Consider the following 20,655-nt stretch of genomic DNA (forward strand, 5'->3'; position numbering starts at 1 on the left):
TGGAGGTCCCCCAATGTCTCATGCACCGCAAGTAGATTCTGAGCACCCGCTCGATGACGAAGAATACGACATGATTGGTCCGGTATTTATCGATGACCTGTACCCACCGCTCAAAGGCTTTGGCGACTACCACGGCGGCATCGGCCTGCGGCATGTCGAACACGACCTGGTGGTGACACTGGTGCCTCCGGCGGTGCTGCCGTTAAACACCCAGATCTACCTTTACTGGAGCGATCCCGTACTGCCCGTGGACTATATCGTCGTCCAACCTGAGAACCAGGCAAACCGGTATTTCGAACTCATAGCCCCTAAAGAACAGATCCTGGCGGATTGGGCCGAAGTCTACTGCATCATTCGGCGCCCCAGCGGCAACGCCTCTAAAACCGAACCTCTAAGGCTACGCGTCAAGCGTGACCGCCCTGGAGACCCGGACCCGGACCAGGATACCCCAGGCAATCAGGGGCTGGTTTTTTCCTTGCCCGAAGACCTGGCCGCCGGTAGCCATGTGGATGAGAGAAGAGCCAAGCAAGGTGTAGCGCTCAGGGTGGAGCCCTACGAAAACATGGCGGCGGGTGACACCTGTTTGATTGCCTGGGGTTCCCAAATAGTCCCTTACGTCATTTCAGAAAAGGAGGTAATGCGCTCCTTTGAGGTCGTCGTCTACGCAGACGTGATCAGGCATGACGACTACGAAGAGGCGCTGCCGGTGGCGATGCAAATCATCGACATGGGCGGCAACTACCCCGCACCCAATACCGACGCCAACTGGTCTGAAATCAGTCGGGTCAACGTCAACCTTGGGGTCTACCGGCCGCGAGGGCCCTGGCTTAAGCAGCCAGGGGAGGTCATTGACATGGAGGAGCTCGGCGGAGCGGCGCAATTGATTGAACTGTGGACCGATGAGCAATTCTTTGAAAAAGGTGACACGGTCAGGTTGCAGTGGCAGGGCCGCGACATAGAAAACGTGCCCTTCTTTCATACCGAAAGTAGATTCGTCGATAAGACAAATTACATTATGCACTTCGAAGTCGAGAATGAGCTGCTCAGGGCCATCACGGGCGGTATCGCAATCATGTATTACGAGGTGTACAAGATCGTGACCGATACCTGGTACCCGTCACGAAAAGTGCGTGTACGGGTTATCGGGCAACTGCTGGACTGGCCGGCCCCGACCATCGACCAGGCACCTAACGGACAGATCGCCTCGACCTCGGTTGCCACGATGAGATTTCGTGCGCAGGACGGTTGGACACCGGGCACTCGAATTCGCGTCGTTTGGGTCGCCCATGGGGTCAACTTTTCTGAAGAGATTTTTCTGGAGGCTATCCCTGATAACCGCCAATTGAGCTTTACGGTTCCGAACTCGGAGGTCCGACGCTTTAATACCTTGCCCGTCGAGGTGTATTACGAACGTATTGATCGCACGCCCCATCGTCAGTCGCTGCGAATGCAACTTCAGGTGGGAGAACCGACCAGAACATTGCCCGCTGTGACCGTCAGCGGAACCTCGGGAGATTATCTGAACCCTGATGATGTTGGCGCCCAGGTGACGGTCACGCTGCCGGTGACCGACACCTTGCAGGACGACGTCATCACCTTGATCTGGGACGGTGATGTGTCGGACACGTCCGCCGTGGTTACCGTCAGTGCAGCCCAGGCAGGAAAGCCACTGCAGATTCCAATTCAGAAGCGGTTTGTCAGTGAAAACCTGAATCGATCCGTGAGGATCAGATACGACCTGGCCCGGGCGAATGTCCCCCGGCGCTTTGCTGATTCGGGTGTTGCTGATTCGCCCCGGGTTCGACCACATCACCAACTTCCACAACAGCAACCAGAACGGCTGGGCTTTCGGCCCAGCGCTCAGTGATATGCGCGACCGGCGGTTTCATAACTGGGGTAGCTATACGACGTTTTATAACTACACCTACGGGGTCAACTTCAAGAGCGGTGTCATTTTCAGTCAGTCGTTTGGCAATCTCCGACCGGGCGCTGACTACATATTCAGCATCCAGGTAAGGAGATTTGACGGGCGTTTCAACCTTCCATTCATCGGTCTGCGCTCTTCACAAGGTCAGGTGGTGAATGCAACCCGGATTAGCAATATGAATACCTGGCGAACTCTTGGGAATACTGTGCGTCCTTCGGGTTCCTCCATCACTCTGTTCATCGATAGCCATGAGGACTCCTCGATGGGCAATGACTATGAAATCGGTGAAATACGTTTCAGGTTGGCGTAACGCTCGCCTCTGGAGTGGCGGGTGATCGTTCCCGCGCGGGATCCTGAGAGTCAGCAGTTGTGCAATGTCACGTTGTAGTCCGGGCCCCTGGCGTTCATATTTGGCACTCATGCACTGCCAATGAGCGACCTGAACCATGCAGCCTCCTGCCAGCTACCTCGTGCCCCTTGCCGCCGCCCTTTGCGCCACCCTCGCCTGCGCCGACAGCCCGGACCCGCTGCTCGCCAAGCGGGTAGATGCAGTGGTCGACAGCGCCATTGCCGACAATCGCCTGGTGGGCACCGTGGTGCTGGTGCTGCGGGACGGGCAGCTGGTGTATCACCGTGCAGCTGGGTTGGCGGACCGCGAAGCCGGGCGCCCGATGACAGAGGACACGATCTTTCGTCTGGCATCGGTCACCAAACCGCTGGCCTCCGCCGCCGCGATGCACCTGGTGGAACAAGGTCGCTTGGGCCTGGACGATCCGGTCAGCCGCTGGCTTCCCGACTTCAATCCCAAGCTGGCGGATGGCACCACCCCAGTGATCACCGTCAGCCAGTTACTTAACCACACGGCTGGCCTGAGCTATGGATTTCTGGAAAGTACCCGCGGCCCCTACCGCACCGCCGGGGTTTCCGATGGTTTGGGCGAGCCCGAGATCAGCTTTGACGAGAACCTGAAGCGCATCGCCAGCGTGCCCCTGAGTTACCCGCCGGGCAAGGGCTGGCAATACTCGATGGCCACCGATGTGCTGGGTGCGGTACTGGAAAAGGCGTCGGGCCAGAGCCTGCCGGTATTGGTGCGCGAGTCAGTCACCGGACCGCTGGGACTAACCGATACCGAGTTTTCGGTTACAGATATAAAACGCCTGTCCGCCGCCTATCAGGATGGATCGCCGCAGCCGCTGCGCATGGTCGACAAGGCCACCATCACCTCGGGCAACAGCACTGCGCTGTTTGATATGCGGCGAATTCTCGACCCGCATGCCTACCCTTCCGGCGGCGCCGGCATGGCCGGTACGGCAGGTGATATTGCGCGGTTCCTGGAAACCATTCGCCAGGGCGGCGCACCGATACTGTCTGCACACAGCGTGCAGTTGATGGTCACCGATCACGTCGGCGCCAAGGTGCAAACCCAGGACCCGGGTTGGGGCTTCGGTTATGGCTGGGCCGTGCTGAATGACCCCGCGCTGACGGGCACACCGCAATCCCGGGGCACCTTTGAGTGGGGCGGCGCCTACGGTCACAGCTGGTTTGTCGACCCGCTGCAAAAGCTCACGGTGGTTGCACTGACCAATACGGCCTACGAAGGCATGTCCGGTCTGTTCACCCACCAGTTACGGGATGCGGTGTATCCGCCGCAGTGATCGACCACCAGCGCGGCAATAGCTGTCGCACCCGCGCTTCACCAAAGCGGTCATCGATCAGCATCACCACGCCCCGGTCCTGCTGGCTGCGGATTACCCTGCCCGCCGCCTGCACCACTTTCTGAATGCCTGGGTACAAATAGGTGTAGTCGTAGCCGGCACCGAAAATCGCGCCCATCCGCAGTTTGAGTTGCTCGTTCACCGGGTTCAGTTGCGCCAGGCCCAGGGTGGCGATAAACGCGCCGATCAGCCGGGTTCCCGGCAGGTCGATGCCTTCGCCGAAGGCGCCGCCCAGCACGGCAAAACCGATGCCCTGGCTGTGCTGGGTGAACTGGTCGAGAAACCCCTGGCGTTCGGCCTCGGCCATGCCCCGTGACTGCCGCCACAGCGGGATCTGCGGGTGTCGCTCGGCGAGCAATTGCGCCACTTGCTGCAGATAATCGAAGCTGCTGAAGAACGCCAGGTAGTTGCCCGGCTGCTGCGCAAACTGCGCTGCGATCAGCTCGACGATGGGCTCCAGGGACGCCTGTCGATGCACAAACCGGGTGGAGATCCGGTCGACAATATGCACCTGCAACTGCTCGGCTTTGAACGGCGATTCCACATCGACCCAGGCCGTGTCCGGCGGCATCCCCAGCAAGTCCGCGTAGTAATGCCGTGGGCTCAAGGTCGCGGAAAACAGCACGCTGCTGCGGGCCGCCGTCAGCCGGGGCCGAATGAATTCGGCAGGCACCACGTTGCGCAGGCACAGGTTCGATGCGCTGCGTTTGCCGCTGAGTTCGCGCTTGCTGATGTCGAAGATGAAGTGCTCGTTGAACAGCTCGGCGACCTTGGCAAACTGCAAGGCCTCGAAATAGAACGCCTGCAGCTCACCATTGAGTGCTTCGGGATGGTCGTTGAAGTACTCGCCCATGGCGCTGGTGCACAGGCTCAGGGCGAGCAGCAGTTTGTCGGGCTTTTGCGCGTACGCCTGATACGGCGCGACTTGTTCCTTGTGCAGAGCATTCCACTCACGATTCAGGCGTTGCAGGGACTTTTTCAGCGGCTCGGGCGCGATCTCCCGCAGGGTCTTGAGGGTGTACTGGTCGAGGGCCGCGCTGTACATCGAACGGCCGCGCTCCACCAGGTTATGGGCCTCGTCCACCAGCACCGCAACTCGCCACTGGTTGAGTTGAGCCAGGCCGAACAACATGGCGCCAAAATCAAAGTAATAGTTGTAGTCGGCGACCACCACGTCGGTCCAGCGCGCCATTTCCTGGCTCAGGTAATAGGGGCAGACGTCATGGGCCAGGGCAACTTCCCGCAGGTTGCGCTGGTCCAGCAGGCGCACGCGGGATGCGGCTTCACGGGCAGCCGGCAAGCGGTCGTAAAAGCCCTTGGCCAGTGGGCACGAGTCGCCGTGACAGGCTTTGTCGAGATGCTCGCAGGCCTTGTCCCGCGCCACCAGTTCCAGCACCCGCAGCGGCAAATCCGGGCTGCTGTCGTACAGCACTTGCGCGGCATCCAGCGCCAATTTTCGGCCCGGGGTCTTGGCCGTGAGGAAGAACACCTTGTCCAGTTGCTGGGGCGCCAGGGCCTTGAGCATCGGGAAAATGGTTCCGACGGTCTTGCCGATACCGGTGGGCGCCTGGGCCATCAGACAGCGGCCGGTGCTGACGGCCTTGTAGACGGTTTCCGCGAGGGAACGCTGGCCGGGGCGAAACGCTGCATGAGGAAAGCCCAGGGCCGTTGCTGCGGCGTTGCGCGCTTCGCGCTGGTGCATTTCCTGTTCGGCCCAGCCGAGGAACAGTGCGCACTGCCGGTTGAAGAACTCCTGCAGCTCAGTCGCCTGAAAGCGTTGGCTAAGCAGCGTTTCGTGCTCGCCAACAATGTCGAAGTACACCAGCGCCAGCACAATCTCCGACAACCCGAGCTTCTGGCACATCAACCAGCCGTAGACCTTGACCTGGGCCCAGTGCAGTTGCCGGTGGTTGGCCGGCTGCTTGTCGAGGTCACCGCGATAGGTTTTCACCTCTTCCAGCTGGTTGCGGTCCGGGTCGTAGCCATCCGCCCTGCCCCGGACTTTCAACTGCTGGTATTCACCTTCCAGCGCGACTTCATTCTGGTAGTGGGCGCTGCGCCGCGAAGCCACCGTGCGGTGGCCGACAATCCCTTCCTGGGCGCTGGGAGACGGGGTAAAACGCAGGTCGAGGTCGCCGACCTTGGCGGTGAATTCACACAACGCACGCACCGCGACGCTGTAGCTCAAGCCGCCTGCTCCGCCCAGCGCACATAACAGACAGTCACGGGCATCTGGTGTTCGCCGCAGAACTCCAGCCAGCGCAGCTGGTTGTCTTGCAAGCGATCGCCGGGGCCTTTGACTTCGATCATGCGGTAGGTTTTTTCTTCGGGCCAGAACTGGATCAGGTCGGGCATGCCGGCGCGGTTGGCGCGGATATCCAGCAGCAGGCGCTCGAACCAATGGCGCAGGTGTGCGGCGGGCAGGCAATCGAGGGCCTGGTCGAGCAGTTCTTCGCTGAGCACGTTCCAGAACACGAAAGGCGACTGAATGCCCCATTTGTCCACGTAACGCTGGCGAATGCTGTGCTTGTAGCGCTCATCGTCCAGTTGGCCCAGGCACTCGGCAAACAGCTCGGCGCGGCGCTGATGGAAGTCTTCACTGTGCAGGTCCACGGGACCGCGCTGGAACGGGTGGAAAAACGACCCCGGCAACGGCGCAAAAATCGCCGGCCAGCACAGCAGTCCAAACAACGAATTGATCAGGGTGTTCTCGACGTAATGCACCGGCGCACCGTGGTCGCTCAAGTGGGCCTGCACGCAATACTCCACCGACATCAGCGGGTCCGGGGCCGGCAGCTCGAGGTCCAGGCGCACGATAGCCCGGGGTTTTACCTTGGGCATTGCCGGCTCGCCGAGTTTGCGCCGCAGCCTGGGGATCACACGCAACAGGTGCTGCTGCTCGGCAGGGCTTTCCGGGGCCTGCTGCGCCTCACGGGCCAGCCGCATCGCCTGGGCGAAATCCTCCTGACGCTCCAGCACCCGGATCAGCCGAGCCCGAGCACCGGGATAGGTGCAGCCCCGGTATATCGCCTCGGCCGAAGCCAGCTCGGCACTGCGCTCGCAGTACTGGCCCACTTGAAACAACAGCTTGGCCCGGCGTTTTTCCAGCCAGGGGTTGTCGGTGTGCAGGGTGGCGATTTGTGCCAGCACGTCATCCAGTGCCTCGCCCGCTTCAAAAGCCTGTTGGCACTGGTGCAGGAACAGAAAACCGTGCACGTCGTCACGGCTGCGCAAACCACGGGATTCGGCGCCGAACTCGACCTTTTCGTAAGTAAAAATCCCCAGGTCCGCCAGCACGAATTCCGACCAGTCCTGATAGAGATTGCCGAAGAACATCAGCCGCAGGCGGTCGCACAGGTCCATCACGGTGAGGCTGTAAAGCTGATCGGCCAAGTCCGGGCACCAGTGCTGGAAGTGACGCGGTTCACAAAACTGCGTTGACAGCGACGCCAGCCAATCTGCCTTTTTGGCCCTGGGTTGCTCGATCCAGGGTTTGAACGCCGCCAGGATTTCCGCTTTCTGCAACAGGCCAAACAGCTCGCCAAACGACAACAGGCACTGATCCGTCACCCAACCCTGCTCCAGCAACGGCATCACCGCCTCGCGCACCGCGCCGATTTCGACATAATTGAGCTTGCCTGCCCGGAAATGTACGCCCTTGCGCATCACCATGCGCACCAACAAGGCCTGGGACGATTGCGGCAAGCTGTCAAATTGCTGAATGAAATGCTCTTCGTCCGGGGCCAGTAAATCGGCATAACGCTGCCCCAGCCAATCGAGCACCTGGCGGAAGTTATGCAGGTAATAGAGCGGGTCTTCAAGGGGATTGGACATGTCAGGCACGGGATCAAATACTGGTTATGCATACAGAGTGCCGTCCCTGGCCGGCTGTTGCAATCAGTAATAGATCAAAGGCACACGCAACTTTTTGCGTAATAATGATCAGATGGCTGTCAGCCACATAAAATAGGTTTCCCCCGACCGCCCAGGCGCGGGGTTTTCGAAGGATCAAGGTAAGGGTTATGAGCATGAAGAATTTGGGTCTGGCAGTGGGTATGTTCACGTTGCTGGTATTGGCCGGTTGCTCCACACAGACCGTGGTGACCTTGCAGAACGGCACCCAATATTTGACCAGGGACGTGCCCAACGCGAAAACGGCCGATGGTTTCTACGAATTCACCGACATTGCCGGCAAGCATATTCGCATCAAGGCCGATGACGTCGCGACCGTGATGAAGGAGAAATAAAAAGTGGGAGCCCGTTGGCTCCCGATCGCCGATCGTTCCCACGTTCTACGTGGGAATGCATCCCGTGACGCTCCGCGTCACCATTGCGCAAGACGTAAACCGTGGGTTGGCAGTTGGACGCAGAGCGTCCGGGGCGGCGTTCCCACGCAGAGCGTGGGAACGATCGACAGCTCCCACAGAAGCAGCGCTACTCAGCTGATGGAAATTCCATCGCCCCAAACCCCGGCGAGCCCAACGCCCACCAGCGTCACCGAATCCGCGCCAAAACTCAGCACCGTGTCGCCCCCCACCACTTTGGCATGGTCACGCCAGTCCGCACTGCCCTCCACGTCCCTGAACACCAGCTTGTCGGTGGACTGGTAACCGATCACCCGGTCCTGCCCAAACTGCCCGCCGAACAGGAAGGTGTTATGCCCGCTGTTGTCGCGGATCGTGTCATTGCCCTTGCCGCCTTCAATAAAGTCCACACCCTTGCCGCCCTGGATCAGGTCATTACCGTCGCTGCCGATGATGAACGTGCTGCCCTTGTGGGGCTCGGCGTTGCGGTTGAGGTCCTGCACCCAGGTATTGGCCCGTGCCGGGTCCGACAGGTTGGCCACGATAATCGTCGAGTCCCGGCTGGTCAGGTCGTAGAATTTCGAGTCCAGGACCCGGGTCAAGCCATCGCCATAGGCCGTGGGCAAATGAGAAAGCCAGGTGGGCACATTGACGATGGAAAACGGCAGGACATTCCACAGCGTCGACGCGTAGTGGTCGTTGAAGTTGACGATATTGTCCGTCGTCGACTCATGAGGCTTGTCATGCACGCCCAGTGACGAGAAGTTGAACGACGACCCGTCCAGCGCGCGAAACACCGGGTCATTCTCATAACCGATGTTCAACACCTTGTCGCCGCTGCTCTGGGTTGGCGAGGCATACGCCACATAGTTGGAGTCGTTGTAGAACCCCGACCACTTATTGCCGCTCAGGTCAGCCATGCTGTTGACCGCCAGGCCGCCCAGGCTATGGCCACTGACCACCACGTCCTTGCCCGTCAACCCATGACTGCCGGCATACGCCGCGACATCCTTGAGCAAGGTGCCAAACGCTTCGCCGGCGTAGTTTTTTGCATAATCCTTGGGCCCCAGCGCTGCCAGCAAATCACTGACCAGATCGCCAATGGAGTCGGTGATCAGGGTTTCCCGAGGCCCCGAAGTCCCGCGAAAACCAATACCGATTTCCAGCAGTTTGCCGGCGCCATCGTACTTGCCCAGCACCTCCACCTGCGCGGTGGTGTAGCCGGCCTTTTCACCGAAGAACGTGCCTCGGGCATCCACCTTGCCGCCATAGCCCAGGGTACTGGCGCTGATGGGCGTCCAGCCGGCCTTGTTGACCGCCTCGAGGGCGGCTTTTTCCGAGTCCGGGTTCCAGGGAATTCCCGGAATCACCCCCTGTGAATCGGTGCTGCCCAGCAGCGCCCCCACCAGGGTGGCGGGCAGCCCCAGGCCAAAACCGTTGTGCTGATAACCCACGGCAAAGCCGTTGTCCAGGTTGTGATAGGAGTACAGCGTGATCGCCATGGCATCGGCGAACAACGCTTTGGAGCCCTCGGTCCCGAGGTTTTTATAGTCGAAAACACCCATGGTATTGCCTCTCTTTTGTTGGAATTGTCGAGAAAGCCAAATCTGCACAAATGGACGATTGGAACCGGATCAATGTGGGAGCGGGCTTGCTCGCGAAAGCGGTGTGCCAGTCGGTGGATGGGTTAACTGATCCACCGCCTTCGCGAGCAAGCCCGCTCCCACATTTCCAACGGTGGTGTTTAGAAAGCCCAGTCCAGGCTCAAACCCACCCCATGGACTTTCTCTTTGCTGGCCAGCAGGCCGTTGTAATCCAGGTTCACCTTCGCATCCTTGCTCAGCGCGAGGCTGACCCGCGCGCCCACCAATGCCGCATCACGCACCATCGACGAACTCTCCACCGAGAACGACGGGCCGCCCGACGCAAACGCCAGGTGCCGCTCGGAATCGACGCTGCTCAGGTTGTGCTGCCAGCCCAGGGTGCCGGAAAGCTCCAGTTGCTGATGGTCGTTGATATTCAGGGTTTTCAGCGCTCGAGCACCCAGGGTACTCAACACCACATCGCGGCTGTCATCCCGGCCCTTCAAGGCCGCCGCATCACCCTTCTCGGTAAACCCATCGGCATCCAGATGCACATACGCCAGGTTGGCGAACGGTTCCAGGGCCAAGGGTTGCAGGTTCAAGCGATAGGCCGCTTCGGTAAACACCTGGGTGCTGCGGGCATCCACCTTGGCTTTCTGTTTGCCGGCGACTTCGCCGTATTGCAGCTCGCGTTTCACATCGGCGCGGTGCCAGCTGTAGGTCGCCCCGCCGCTCAAACGCAAGGCACCGATTTCATGCCCGGCGTACGCACCCAAGTGATAGCTGTCTACCGACGCCCGGGAATGGGTGTCGCTGCCCATGTTCAGCGACGTGTCGCTGTAGCCCGCTACCAGGCCCACACGGGTGTCGTCATCCAGCGCGCCGTCCACACCCGCCAGCATGCCGCCGATGGAAGTGGTGTAGCCCGCCGTATCGCTGCCGCCGTTGGTCTTGCCCCAGGCGCCCAACGCCTTGACCCAGACGTTGCCACGGCTGTCGACGGTCTGGCTCGATGCGCCCATTGCCCCTTGCTGCAAACGCTCGCCCACAGCCTCGCGCAGGTAGCGGTTGTCATTGACCAATGCGGTTTCCAGCGCCGGGTAGATTTCCCCGGACAGCTGCTGGAACGCACCTTGGGCCGAGGCCGCATTCGGCGCCTGTAACAGGCTTTCATAGACCGCGTTGCCCGCGCCCAATTGCTCGGCGGCAGCTGCCACCGAACGTTGGTTCGGGGTGGCGGCCACACTGGCAAAGGTGTTGGCGTTGCGCCCCACATCCAGTTGCACGCCGTTGGCGGCGTAGTTCAAGGTGCCGCCGATAAACAGGTAGTTGGGCAGTACCGAACCGAAGCTGCCGGTGATCCCGCCTGCGGCCTGCAGGATGTTGTATTGGCGACCGATCAGGCTTTCGGCCTGGGTCTGGGTCAGCAGGGTCGGGCTGTTTTCCAGGGCCAGGGTCACCGTGCCGCCGCTGAGGGTGGCCTTGCCACCGGCGACGATGCGGTCACTGCTGGTTTCCGACAGTTCCACCGCGTAAGTGGAGCCCGCCGCAAAGCTCACATCGCCGGCCACGTTCAGCGTGCCGATGGAGTTACCCGGCGCCACGGTACCGCCGTTGTTCGCCGTCAGCGAACCAATGCGCCCTGAACCGCCCACGACACCGCTGTTGCTGACGGTGACGTCGGAAGTGATCGAACCATTGATCGCCAGCAACCCTTGGTTGACCAGGGTCGGGCCGCTGTAGGTGTTGGTGCCGGTCAGCACCAGCGCACCAATGCCCTGCTTGGTCAGGCCGCCATGCCCGGAGATGTTGTTGCTCCACACATCCAGCCCACAATGCACGTCGGTGCACAGGCGCTGGGTCGGTTTGCCGGCATCCACCACGGCGCCAATCCCTGGCAGGTCCGCGACGAATTGACCGGAGCCGTAGGCACCGTCGATACGAAACTCGGCCGGGATATCCTCAGCCGTCACAAACATCCCCGGGCCGTTGATGGCCTTGCCCAGGTTGATCATGCCCCAGCCGTACAGCGAGTCGATGCCCGGTGCGCCGAGGTCGGTCGCGGTGGTTTTCAGCAGCGTGGAAATCTGGTCGCCACTCATGTACGGAAAGCGCTCCATCAGCACCGCCGCGCTGCCGGCCACATGGGGCGCGGCCATGGAGGTGCCGTTGAAGTTGGCGTAGTCGGTGGTCAGGTTTTCCAGGGTGGTGCCGTTGATCACCGAGCTGTAGATCTTGGTGCCGGGCGCCGCGACGCAGAAGCTGGCGGCATAACCGCAACGTGAAGAAAAGGTGCTGATCACGTACGGATCGGAACTGGCGGTGTCGGGGTTCTGTTGCAACGCCGCCACCGACAACCAGTTGGGCGCGATCTCCGGTACGAAGTACGCGAGGCCCGAGATCGCGTCCGGGTTATTGCGGTTGTAGTCGTTGCCGGCGGCAAAGATCGTCAGCACGCCGCTGCGGGCCGCATCGATGGCGCCTTGATAAGCGCCGCCGGCGATGGTGCCAAGGATCGGCCGGATGTTATTGAACTGGGCCTGGGCTTCATTGACCGTGAAGTTGGGGAACGCCGGATCGCGCCCGCCCTTGGCGTACTGGTCACCGATACCGATGCCCCAGCTGTTGTTGATGATGCGTGCACCGCTGGCCACCAAGGCATCCCAACCGGCTTTGTAGACCGCGCCGTCGTTGCCCAGGATGATCCCGTCTTCGGGGCCCGGGTCACCGTTTTCGGCACTGATGATCTGCGCGTCGAACGCCACGCCATGCATCGGCCCGCCGTCGCGGTTACCGGCGGCAATCCCGCCTACGTGGGTGCCGTGATTGCCGAGTTTGCCGTTGGAGCCCAGGGAGGGTGTGCCGTCGTAGCGGAACGCGTCCCCGGCCTTCACCGGGATGTACGGGTCGGTGTATTGGCGAATGCCTTCGGTCACGATCGTGACCACTTTGCCGGGGCTGGCGAATTCCGGATGCTGGGCATACACCGGCTGGTCGAAGATCCCCAGCTTCACGCCCTTGCCAGTGTAGCCGGCGGCGTAAGCGGCGTCTGCATGCACGGCGCCCAGGCCCCAGTCGGCCTTGAATTCATTGCTGCGCCAGCTGGCAGCATCCCCCAGTTTTCCGCTTTCCACGTAGGGTGCGGCCTGGGCGGTACCCAGGCTGGCCAGGCAACACAGCAACGCGCCATATGGCACGCAGCTCAAGGCCTTGAGCGGGTAGCCCGGGCCTGTTGGGATGGCGGATTGAAACCCTCGTTTTGTTTTTTTCACGGTGACCTTCCTTAGATTTTATTGCACTTGTATAAATCACGTTTCTCCCAGGCGCCGCCGACCCCATGTGGGAGCGGGCTTGCTCGCGAATGCGGTGTGTCAGTCGACGCACCTGTAACTGAGCCACCGCATTCGCGAGCAAGCCCGCTCCCACAGTTGACCTCCTTCGGCCTCAGGATCTTGCTCAGAACTGCCAGTTCAGGCTCAACCCCACGCCCTGCACTTTTTCCCGGCCAGCCAACTGGCCCGTGTAGTCGAGGTTGACCCGTGTGCTTTTGCTCAACGCCAGGCTGGCCTGTACACCCACCAGTGCCGCGTCGCGCATCAACGGCGAGCTTTGCACCGCGAACGACGGCCCACCGGCGACAAACGCCAGGTGCTCTTCGGATTCAACGGCACTCAGGCTGTGCTGCCAGCCCAACGAGCCGGAAACGTCCAGTTGCTGGCGGTCATTGAGAGGGAACGTTTTTGCCGCCCGCAGGCCCAGGGTGCTCAGCACTGCATCGCGGCTGTCACTGCCACGCTCAAGTGCAGCGGCGTCGCCTTTCTCGTGAAAGCGTTCACTGTCCAGGTGCACGTAAGCCAGGTTGGCGAACGGCTCCAGCGCCATCGATTGCAGGCTCAAACGGTAGGCCGCCTCGGTAAATACCTGGGCGCTGCGCGCATCCAGTTTGGTCTTCTGCTTGCCGCTGACTTCGCCGTACTGCAAGTCACGTTTCACGTCGCCGCGATGCCAGCTGTAGGCGCCGCCGACGCTCAGGCGCCAGTTGCCCAGCTCATGCCCGGCATAGGCGCCGAGGTGGTAGCTGTCGATAGACGCCGAGGAGTGAGTGCCGCTGCCCATGTTCAGTGAGCTGTCGCTGTAACCGGCCACCAGACCAGCGCGGGTCTGCTCGTCCAGGGCGCCGTCGACACCCGCCAGCATGCCGCCCAGCGAGGTGGTGTAGCCCGCCGTTTCGCTGCGGCTGTCGGTCTTGCCCCAGCTGCCGAGCGCCTTGACCCACACATTGCTTTCACCCGCGACCGGCGTATGGCGCAGGCGCTCGCCGACGGCATCACGTAGTTGGCGACTATCGTTGATCAGCATCGTGTCGATGGCCGGATAGATTTCCCCCGACAGTTGCTGGAAGCCTTGTTGCGCGGCGGCCACGGAGTCCGAACGCAGGATGCTTTCGTACACCGGATTGCCCGCGCCCAGTTGCTCGGCAGCCGCCGCCACCGAACGCTGGTTACGGGTGGCGCCGACACTGGCGAAACTCGCATCACTGCGGGCAATGTCCAGCTGCACGCCGTTGGCGGCATAGTCGAGGGTGCCGCCGAGGAACAGGTAGTTGGGCAACACCGCACCGAACTGCCCCTGAATCCCGCCCGCCGCCTGGAGGATGTTGTACTGACGCCCCAGCAGGCTCTCGGCCTGTTGCTGGCTGAGCAGGGTCGGGCTGTTTTCCAGGGCCAGGGTCACCGTGCCGCCGCCGAGGATTGCCTTGCCGGTGGCGACAATCTGGTCGCTGCTGGTGGGGGTGAGTTCGACCGCATAGGTGGAACCGGCGGCGAGGTTCACGTCCCCGGCTACCTGCAAGGTACCCACGGAATTGCCCGGCGCCACGGTGCCGCCGTTGTTCACCTGCAACGCCGCGATACGGCCGGAGCCACCCAGTGTGCCGCTGTCATTGACCGTCACTGCCGACGTCAGTGAACCATTCACCGCCAACCGACCGCCATTCACGGTGGTCGGGCCACGGTAGGTGTTATCCCCGCTCAGCACCAGGCTGCCCGCGCCGGACTTAGTCAGGCTGCCTTCGTAGAGACGCTGGGCCGCGGCTGCCGCCCGGGCGGTGCCAACGGCATAGTCCGTCTGGTCCTGCTGACTCGCGCCGGCGCCCACGCCGTTCTCCCAGCCCTTGTCGCGCAGGGTTTGCTGCCAGGCCAGGGTTTCGGCGCTGTCTTCGGCCTGACGCTGGATCAGCGCCTTGTCGGAGATCGCATTGCTCCACACATCGCCCTGCCCGGCCGCCAACGTGACATTCATCGGCCCAAGCAATTGCCCGGGCCCGTGCATCGCCCGGCCAAGGTCCGGCACGCCCCAGCCGACCTGGGTGGTCGGTGCATCGGTGACCGCGCCATTGAGCTGAGTGGCCGTGGTCAACAGCACCTGCAAGGCCTGTTCGTTGTTCAGGTACGGGTAGCGTTCCATCACCAGCGCCAGTGCGCCCGTGGCATGGGGCGCCGACATTGAGGTGCCGGACTTTACGCCGTAGCCGCCGTCGGGAATGGTGCTGTTGATCAACGCCCCGGGAGTGGAAATACACCAGTACTTGGCGATGCCGCACTGGTTGTATTTCTGGTTATTCGCCTTGTCCAGGCCCGACACCGCCAGCCAGTGGCCCTCCAGTTCCGGCTGGAAATACGGCAAGGCCGAACGCACGCTGGCGTTGGCGTAGCCGCTGTTCCCGGCACTGAACACGTTGATCACCCCGGCCTTGGCCACATCCGCAGCAGCATCCAGCCAGGTGTTCCGGTTGTAGTGCTGGGCATAGGCCGCGTGCAGGTCGCCCAGGGTCTGATAGCTGACGTCCTTGGGCTGGCTGCCCCAGCTGTTGTTGATCGCGCGCACGCCGGAATCCACCAGGGCGCTGTACACCGCCTTGAAGTACTTGGGGTCCGGGGTGGGACCAAACAGGAAGCTGTCATTGGCGTTGGTGTTGCCGACGTAGATCTGCGCGTTGTACGCCACGCCGTGCATGCCCACGCCATCACGGGCCGCACCCATGGTGCCGGTGACGTGGGTGCCGTGGGAGTCGTTGTTGGGGTTGAGCGCGCCGGTGGTGCTGAACGGGCTGCCATCGACGTAGGTGCCGCTGGCGGTGACCGCGTGATAGCGGTCCTTGGAGGCTTCGGGATGGTTGGGGTCGAAACCCGAGTCGAGGGCGCCGATCTTCACGCCACTGCCGGTGATGCCACTCGCGTAGGCCTCGTTGGCTTTCATCCGGTCCAGGCCCCAGTCACTCTGGAACTCAGCGGAGCGCCAACTGGCGGGATCGCCCGCTTTGCCGGTTTCGAGGTACTGCCCGTGGGCTGCCACGGACAGCAGCAGCAAGGAGCCTGCGGTGAAGGGTTTGAAGCGAGGTGAATCAGTGATCATGAAGAGTCCTTTTTTCTTATTGTTGAAATACCTGTGGCGAGGGCGCCTCCTGTGGCCAGGGAGCTTGTATGGCCAGGGAGCTTGCTGTGGCGAGGGAGCTTGCTCCCGCTGGGCTGCGTAGCGGCCCCAAAAATCTTGGGAGCGCTGCGCACTCCAGCGGGAGCAAGCTCCCTCGCCACAACAAGCTCCCTTGCCACAGAAAACTCCCTTGCCAAAACAAGCTCCCTCCCCACCAAAGCTCCCTTGCACCAAGTGCTACTCGTCCAGGCATCAGCGGCTCATAGGGCCAAACGCCTCGTCCACCTTGGCCAGGTCGGTGTCGCGCAAGTTGCCCGCGTAGTAATGCAATTTGGTCCAGGCCATCAGGTAGTCGTACCGCGCCTGGGCCAGGTCGCGGCGGGTGCTGTACAGCTGCTGCTCGGCGTTCAGCGCATCGAGGTTGACCCGCTCGCCACCGAGGATGCTTTGCTTGGTGGAGACCACCAGCGCTTCAGCCGAAGTCAGCGCCTTTTGATACGCCCGCAGCTTGCTTACCCCCGACAGACAAGCGCTGAACTGGCGCCGCAGTTCGATCAGGGTTTCGCGGGTCTTGCCTTCCAGTTCGTACTCGGCCTGCTCCATGGCGCGGCTGGCCTGGCGGGTGGATGCCGAGACGCCACCACCGGCATACAACGGCATGCTGACTTCGATGCCGATGGTGTTGGTGTCATAGCGTTGGTTGTAGGTGTTGCCGCTGTCGGACTCCTGCTGGCGCGAGCTGGCATAGGCCGTGATGCGTGGCAGGTGCCCCGAGCGGTTGCGCTCCACTTCATAACGCGCCACTTCTACGGACTGGCGTTGCGAGGCCAGGCTGGGGTTGTTGGTCAGCGCCAGTTCGTGCCAGGTGTCGTAGTTGGCCGGGGTCAGGGTGAAGGCGGCAAATCCCGGGTTCAGCGGCGCCAGGTCATTGATGTTGACGCTCTGCACACCGATCAGCGCTCCCAGTTCTCGCAGCGAGGCGTCCTGTTCATCCAGCGCCTGGATTTCCTCGGCAGTGGCCAGCTCATAGCGCGATTCCGCTTCCAGAATGTCGGTGCGGGTGCCTTCGCCCTGCTGGAACAGATGCTGGTTCTGCTGGAACTGCTGCTCGTAGGCCTTTTTCTTGGCGCGAGCAATGTCGATCTGGTCCTGGGCAAACAACGCCTGGGTGTAATAGGTCAGCACCCGCACCAGCAACGCCTGGCTTTTGTCGCGAAAACTCTCGTCGGCAAACAGCGCCTGGGCCACGCCCTTGCGGTAGTTGGCATAGGCTTCGTAGTCGAACAGCGGCTGTTGCAGGGTGAAGGTGGAGCCGTAGCTGTTGTAGTTGCGGTCATCGTGATAATTACCGCCGCGCCCGTCGGGCAAGGTGGCCTGGGAGTTGTTGCGGCCCTTGTTGTAGTTGTACGACAGTTTAGGCAGCAGGCCGGCGCGGCCGATGGTGCGGTTCTCCAAGCCGGCGTCGCGCTCCTTGATGGCGCCGAGAAATACCGGGTCATTGCGAAGAGCCTGTTCGTAAACATCGAACGGGCCCATGGCGGCCTGGGCGCTGCTGCAGGCGAGTAACAAGGCGATGAACATCGGCTTCATGCTCATTCCTCGGTCAACGCCGAGCCGGCGCGGTCCAGCAGCGGCTTGAACAGGTAATTGAGCAAGGAGCGTTCGCCGGTGCGGATGAACATCTCGGCGGGCATCCCCGGCTTGATCACCAGGCCATGGAGTTTTTCCAGGGCGTTGCTGCTGACGACCGTGCGCAACACGTAGTACGGCATGCCGGTTTTTTCGTCGAGCATTTGGTCGGCGGAGATCAGGCTCACTTCCCCCGGCACCCGCGGTGTGCGGCTTTGGTTGAAGGCGGTGAAGAGGATGTCTACCGGCAAGTGGGCGCCGACCTTGTCCACCAGGTGCACCGGCAAGCGCCCTTCCACTTCCAGGCGGGTGTCCTGGGGCACGATTTCCAACAGGGTTTCACCGGCACGCACCACAGCGCCTTCGGTGTGCACGCCCAGGTTGACCGCGATGCCATCGGCAGGCGCATTGATTTCGCTGTGCTGCAGGTCGAAACCGGCGGAAGTAAGTTGCTGCTCCAGGGTCAGGCTGCGCAGTTGCGCGTCGGCCAGTTGGCTGCGGACTTCCTTCTGATATTCCTCGCTGTGCTGCTGCAACTTGAGGCGCGATTCGAGGATGCCCTGCTCCACCCGCCCGCTTTCGCCAGTGTTCTGCGCCAGGTCCTGTTGCACCTGGGACAGTTGGCGCTGGTACTCCATCAGCCGGTTGCGCGGGATGTAGCCGTTGTCGGCCAGGGGTTGCAGGTTGTTCAGTTGGTCACGCAGGGATTGCGCCTGGGCGGTCAGGTCGCTGCGGGCGCGGCGCATGCCGTTCAGCTGTGCGGTGGCACCTTCGATACTCGCGCGAATCCCGGCCTGTTCCCGGGCAAAGGCTTCGCGGCGGCTGCTGAACAGTTGGCGCTGGCCTTCGAGGACCAATGCCAGGGCTTGATCAGGGTTGGTGCTCAGCTCCGCCGGGAAAGTGATGGTCGACTGGTTATCACGCTCGCTCTGCCACCGCGCCACGCTGGCCCAGGCCATGCGGTATTGGGCTTGCAGGGAGTGCACGTCGGCCTGGTTCTGCGTCTGGTCGAGGCGGAACAGGGGTTGGCCCTGCTTCACCGCCTCGCCTTCCCGCACCAGGATCCGGCTGACCACGCCGGGGCTGAGGGTTTGTACCGCCTTGCGCTTGCCCGACACCACCACCGTGCCTTGCACCGGAATCCCCTGGTCCAGCGGTGCCAGGCTGGCCCACAGGAAAAACCCACCGGCGCCGACCACCGTCAGCAGCCAGCCCATGCGGGCAAAGAAGCGCGCGTCGTGTTCGGGGTGAGTCTGTTCGTAATCGCGGTTGATTTGAATGCTGTTGTCGCTGCTCATGCGCCTGGATTCCTTCCGGCTTGATACTGACGGCTGAAACTGACCCCGGCCTTTTCTCGCGGTGCTTCCTGCTGGCCGGACAGTGCCCGCAGCACGTCCTGGCTCGGACCAAACGCCTGCAAGCGGCCTTCGTTCAGCACCAGCAGCTTGTCGGCCTGGGCCAACGCCGAGGAACGGTGAGTCACCAGCACCACCGTGCTGCCCTGGGCCTTCATCTGCATGATCGCGCTGGCCAGGGCGGCTTCGCCCACGGTGTCGAGGTTGGAGTTGGGCTCATCGAGTACGATCAGGCGCGGCCCGCCGTACAGCGCACGGGCCAGGGCCACCCGTTGTTTCTGGCCCCCGGACAGGCCGCTGCCCTCGTCACCGAGCACGGTGTCGTAGCCGTGGGGCAAACGCAGGATCAATTCGTGCACGCCCGCTTGTTGGGCTGCCTGCACCACCAGCCCCGGGTCGGCCTCGCGAAAGCGTGCGATGTTGTCGGCAATGCTGCCGCTGAACAGTTCGATGTCCTGAGGCAGGTAGCCAATATGCGGGCCGAGGTCGTCGCGGTCCCAGCGATGGATATCGGCCCCGTCCAGGCGCACGGTGCCCGCCAGGGTTGGCCACACGCCTACCAGTACGCGGGCCAACGTCGATTTGCCGGAGCCGGAAGCACCCAGCACGCCGAGCACTTCACCGGCCGTCAGGTTAAAGGTGACCTGATGCAGGGTCGGCACACGTCGCCCCGGCGGGCCCGCGCTGACCTGCTCGAAACTCACATTGCCCTGGGGCGCCGGCAAGGCCATCTGCTCGCCCTGGGGCGGAAATTCGCGCATCAGGCTGTCCAGGCGCTGATAAGCCAGCTTGGCCGAACTCCATTGCTTCCACACGGCGATCAACTGGTCGATGGGGCTCAACACCCGGCCCATCAGGATCGAACCGGCGATCATCATCCCTGCGGTCATGTCGCCCTTGATCACCAGCAACGCCCCCAGGCCGAGCACCAACGATTGCAGGCACAGGCGCAGGGATTTGCTCAGGGAACTGATGATCGAACCGGTGTCGCTGGCCTTGTTCTGCAAGCCCAGAAACTGCGAATGCACCTTGAACCAGCGCTTGCGCAAAGCGCCGAGCATGCCCATCGCCTGGATGGTTTCGGCGTTGTGCAGGTGGCTGGTGGCCAACTGGGTGGATTGCTGGGAAAACCCGCTGGCTTCACCCAGGGGCTTTTTGGTCAGGTATTCGTTGAGGCACGCCAGGGCAATCAGCAGCACCGCACCGGCGCTGGCCAAGACACCCAGCCAGACGTTGAACAGGAAGATCACAAACAGGTAGATCGGAAACCACGGCGCATCGAAAAACGCGAACAGCGCCGGCCCGGTGATGAATTGGCGGATGTGGGTCAAATCCCCCAGGGATTGCCCGCCATGGCCTTCGCCCCGCTGCAGGTTGCGCTCGAAGGCGGCCTTGTACACCCGCAGGTTGAAGCGGCGCTCCAACTGGCTGCCGATGCGAATCACGATAAAGCTGCGGATCACCTCAAGCACGCCGATAAAGGCGAAGAACCCCACCACCATCAGCGTCAACATCACCAGGGTGGTTTCGTTCTGTGAGGACAGCACGCGGTCGTAGACTTGCAACATATAAATCGACGGCACCAGCATCAATACGTTAATCAATGCCGTGAAGCAGCCAATACTGATCAGAATACTTTTGTAGTCGCCGAGTGCCTTGAACAGTGGTGCAACGGGAGTGGTCTTCGCCATGTTGCCTGATCTTCCCTGA

Annotated in this window: 11 protein-coding genes; 3 read left to right on the forward strand and 8 right to left on the reverse strand. The window is 62.0% G+C overall.

What is annotated here, in order from left to right; translation table 11 throughout:
• Nucleotides 1–13: 13 nt before the first annotated feature.
• The gene (locus ACUN0G_RS29400; protein ID WP_445575077.1) at nucleotides 14–1,867 is read left to right on the forward strand and encodes a hypothetical protein; all 1,854 of its coding nucleotides are present in this window, start codon (nucleotides 14–16) and stop codon (nucleotides 1,865–1,867) included.
• A 506-nt stretch (nucleotides 1,868–2,373) separates the two neighbouring features.
• Nucleotides 2,374–3,582 (forward strand): serine hydrolase domain-containing protein, encoded by a 1,209-nt coding sequence (locus ACUN0G_RS29405; protein ID WP_445575078.1) that lies wholly within the window; start codon nucleotides 2,374–2,376, stop codon nucleotides 3,580–3,582.
• Here the strand turns inward: ACUN0G_RS29405 and ACUN0G_RS29410 are convergent.
• Together ACUN0G_RS29410 and ACUN0G_RS29415 are read right to left on the reverse strand one after the other, a co-directional pair.
• Nucleotides 3,542–5,830, reverse strand: a complete 2,289-nt coding sequence (locus ACUN0G_RS29410) for an ATP-dependent DNA helicase (protein ID WP_445575079.1) — start codon at nucleotides 5,828–5,830, stop codon at nucleotides 3,542–3,544. The two genes, ACUN0G_RS29405 and ACUN0G_RS29410, sit on opposite strands and share 41 nt — an antisense overlap.
• Nucleotides 5,827–7,476: a VRR-NUC domain-containing protein gene (locus ACUN0G_RS29415; RefSeq protein WP_445575080.1), complete on the reverse strand. Its 1,650-nt coding sequence runs from the start codon at nucleotides 7,474–7,476 to the stop codon at nucleotides 5,827–5,829. The genes ACUN0G_RS29410 and ACUN0G_RS29415 overlap by 4 nt, the downstream gene beginning before the upstream one ends.
• A 188-nt stretch (nucleotides 7,477–7,664) precedes the next feature.
• On the opposite strand from ACUN0G_RS29415, the gene ACUN0G_RS29420 reads away from it, so the two are divergent.
• Nucleotides 7,665–7,889, forward strand: coding sequence for a YgdI/YgdR family lipoprotein (locus tag ACUN0G_RS29420; RefSeq protein WP_258346026.1), 225 nt, complete (start codon nucleotides 7,665–7,667; stop codon nucleotides 7,887–7,889).
• Between the two features lie 191 nt (nucleotides 7,890–8,080).
• Here ACUN0G_RS29420 and ACUN0G_RS29425 read toward each other — a convergent pair whose 3' ends face one another.
• The 6 genes from ACUN0G_RS29425 to ACUN0G_RS29450 form a co-directional block, all read right to left on the reverse strand.
• Nucleotides 8,081–9,511 carry a polyurethane esterase gene (locus ACUN0G_RS29425; RefSeq protein WP_445575081.1) on the reverse strand — a complete coding sequence of 477 codons (1,431 nt, stop codon included), beginning with the start codon at nucleotides 9,509–9,511 and terminating at the stop codon, nucleotides 8,081–8,083.
• Nucleotides 9,512–9,690: 179 nt separating this feature from the next.
• A complete protein-coding gene (locus ACUN0G_RS29430; RefSeq protein WP_445575613.1) occupies nucleotides 9,691–12,768 on the reverse strand; it encodes an autotransporter domain-containing protein in 3,078 nt (1,025 codons plus the stop codon).
• Between the two features lie 217 nt (nucleotides 12,769–12,985).
• Nucleotides 12,986–15,943, reverse strand: coding sequence for an autotransporter serine peptidase EprS (gene eprS / locus ACUN0G_RS29435; RefSeq protein ID WP_445575082.1), 2,958 nt, complete (start codon nucleotides 15,941–15,943; stop codon nucleotides 12,986–12,988).
• A gap of 270 nt (nucleotides 15,944–16,213) precedes the next feature.
• Complete coding sequence (locus ACUN0G_RS29440; protein ID WP_445575083.1) at nucleotides 16,214–17,551, reverse strand: TolC family outer membrane protein; 1,338 nt, start codon at nucleotides 17,549–17,551, stop codon at nucleotides 16,214–16,216.
• A 2-nt stretch (nucleotides 17,552–17,553) separates the two neighbouring features.
• Entirely contained in the window at nucleotides 17,554–18,888 is a 1,335-nt protein-coding gene (locus tag ACUN0G_RS29445) for an HlyD family type I secretion periplasmic adaptor subunit (RefSeq protein ID WP_201142044.1), read from the reverse strand.
• Complete coding sequence (locus ACUN0G_RS29450) at nucleotides 18,885–20,636, reverse strand: type I secretion system permease/ATPase (RefSeq protein ID WP_445575084.1); 1,752 nt, start codon at nucleotides 20,634–20,636, stop codon at nucleotides 18,885–18,887. Before ACUN0G_RS29450 ends, ACUN0G_RS29445 begins: the two co-directional genes overlap by 4 nt.
• Nucleotides 20,637–20,655 lie beyond the last annotated feature (19 nt).

It is taken from the genome of Pseudomonas sp. 32A (genome assembly GCF_052682255.1).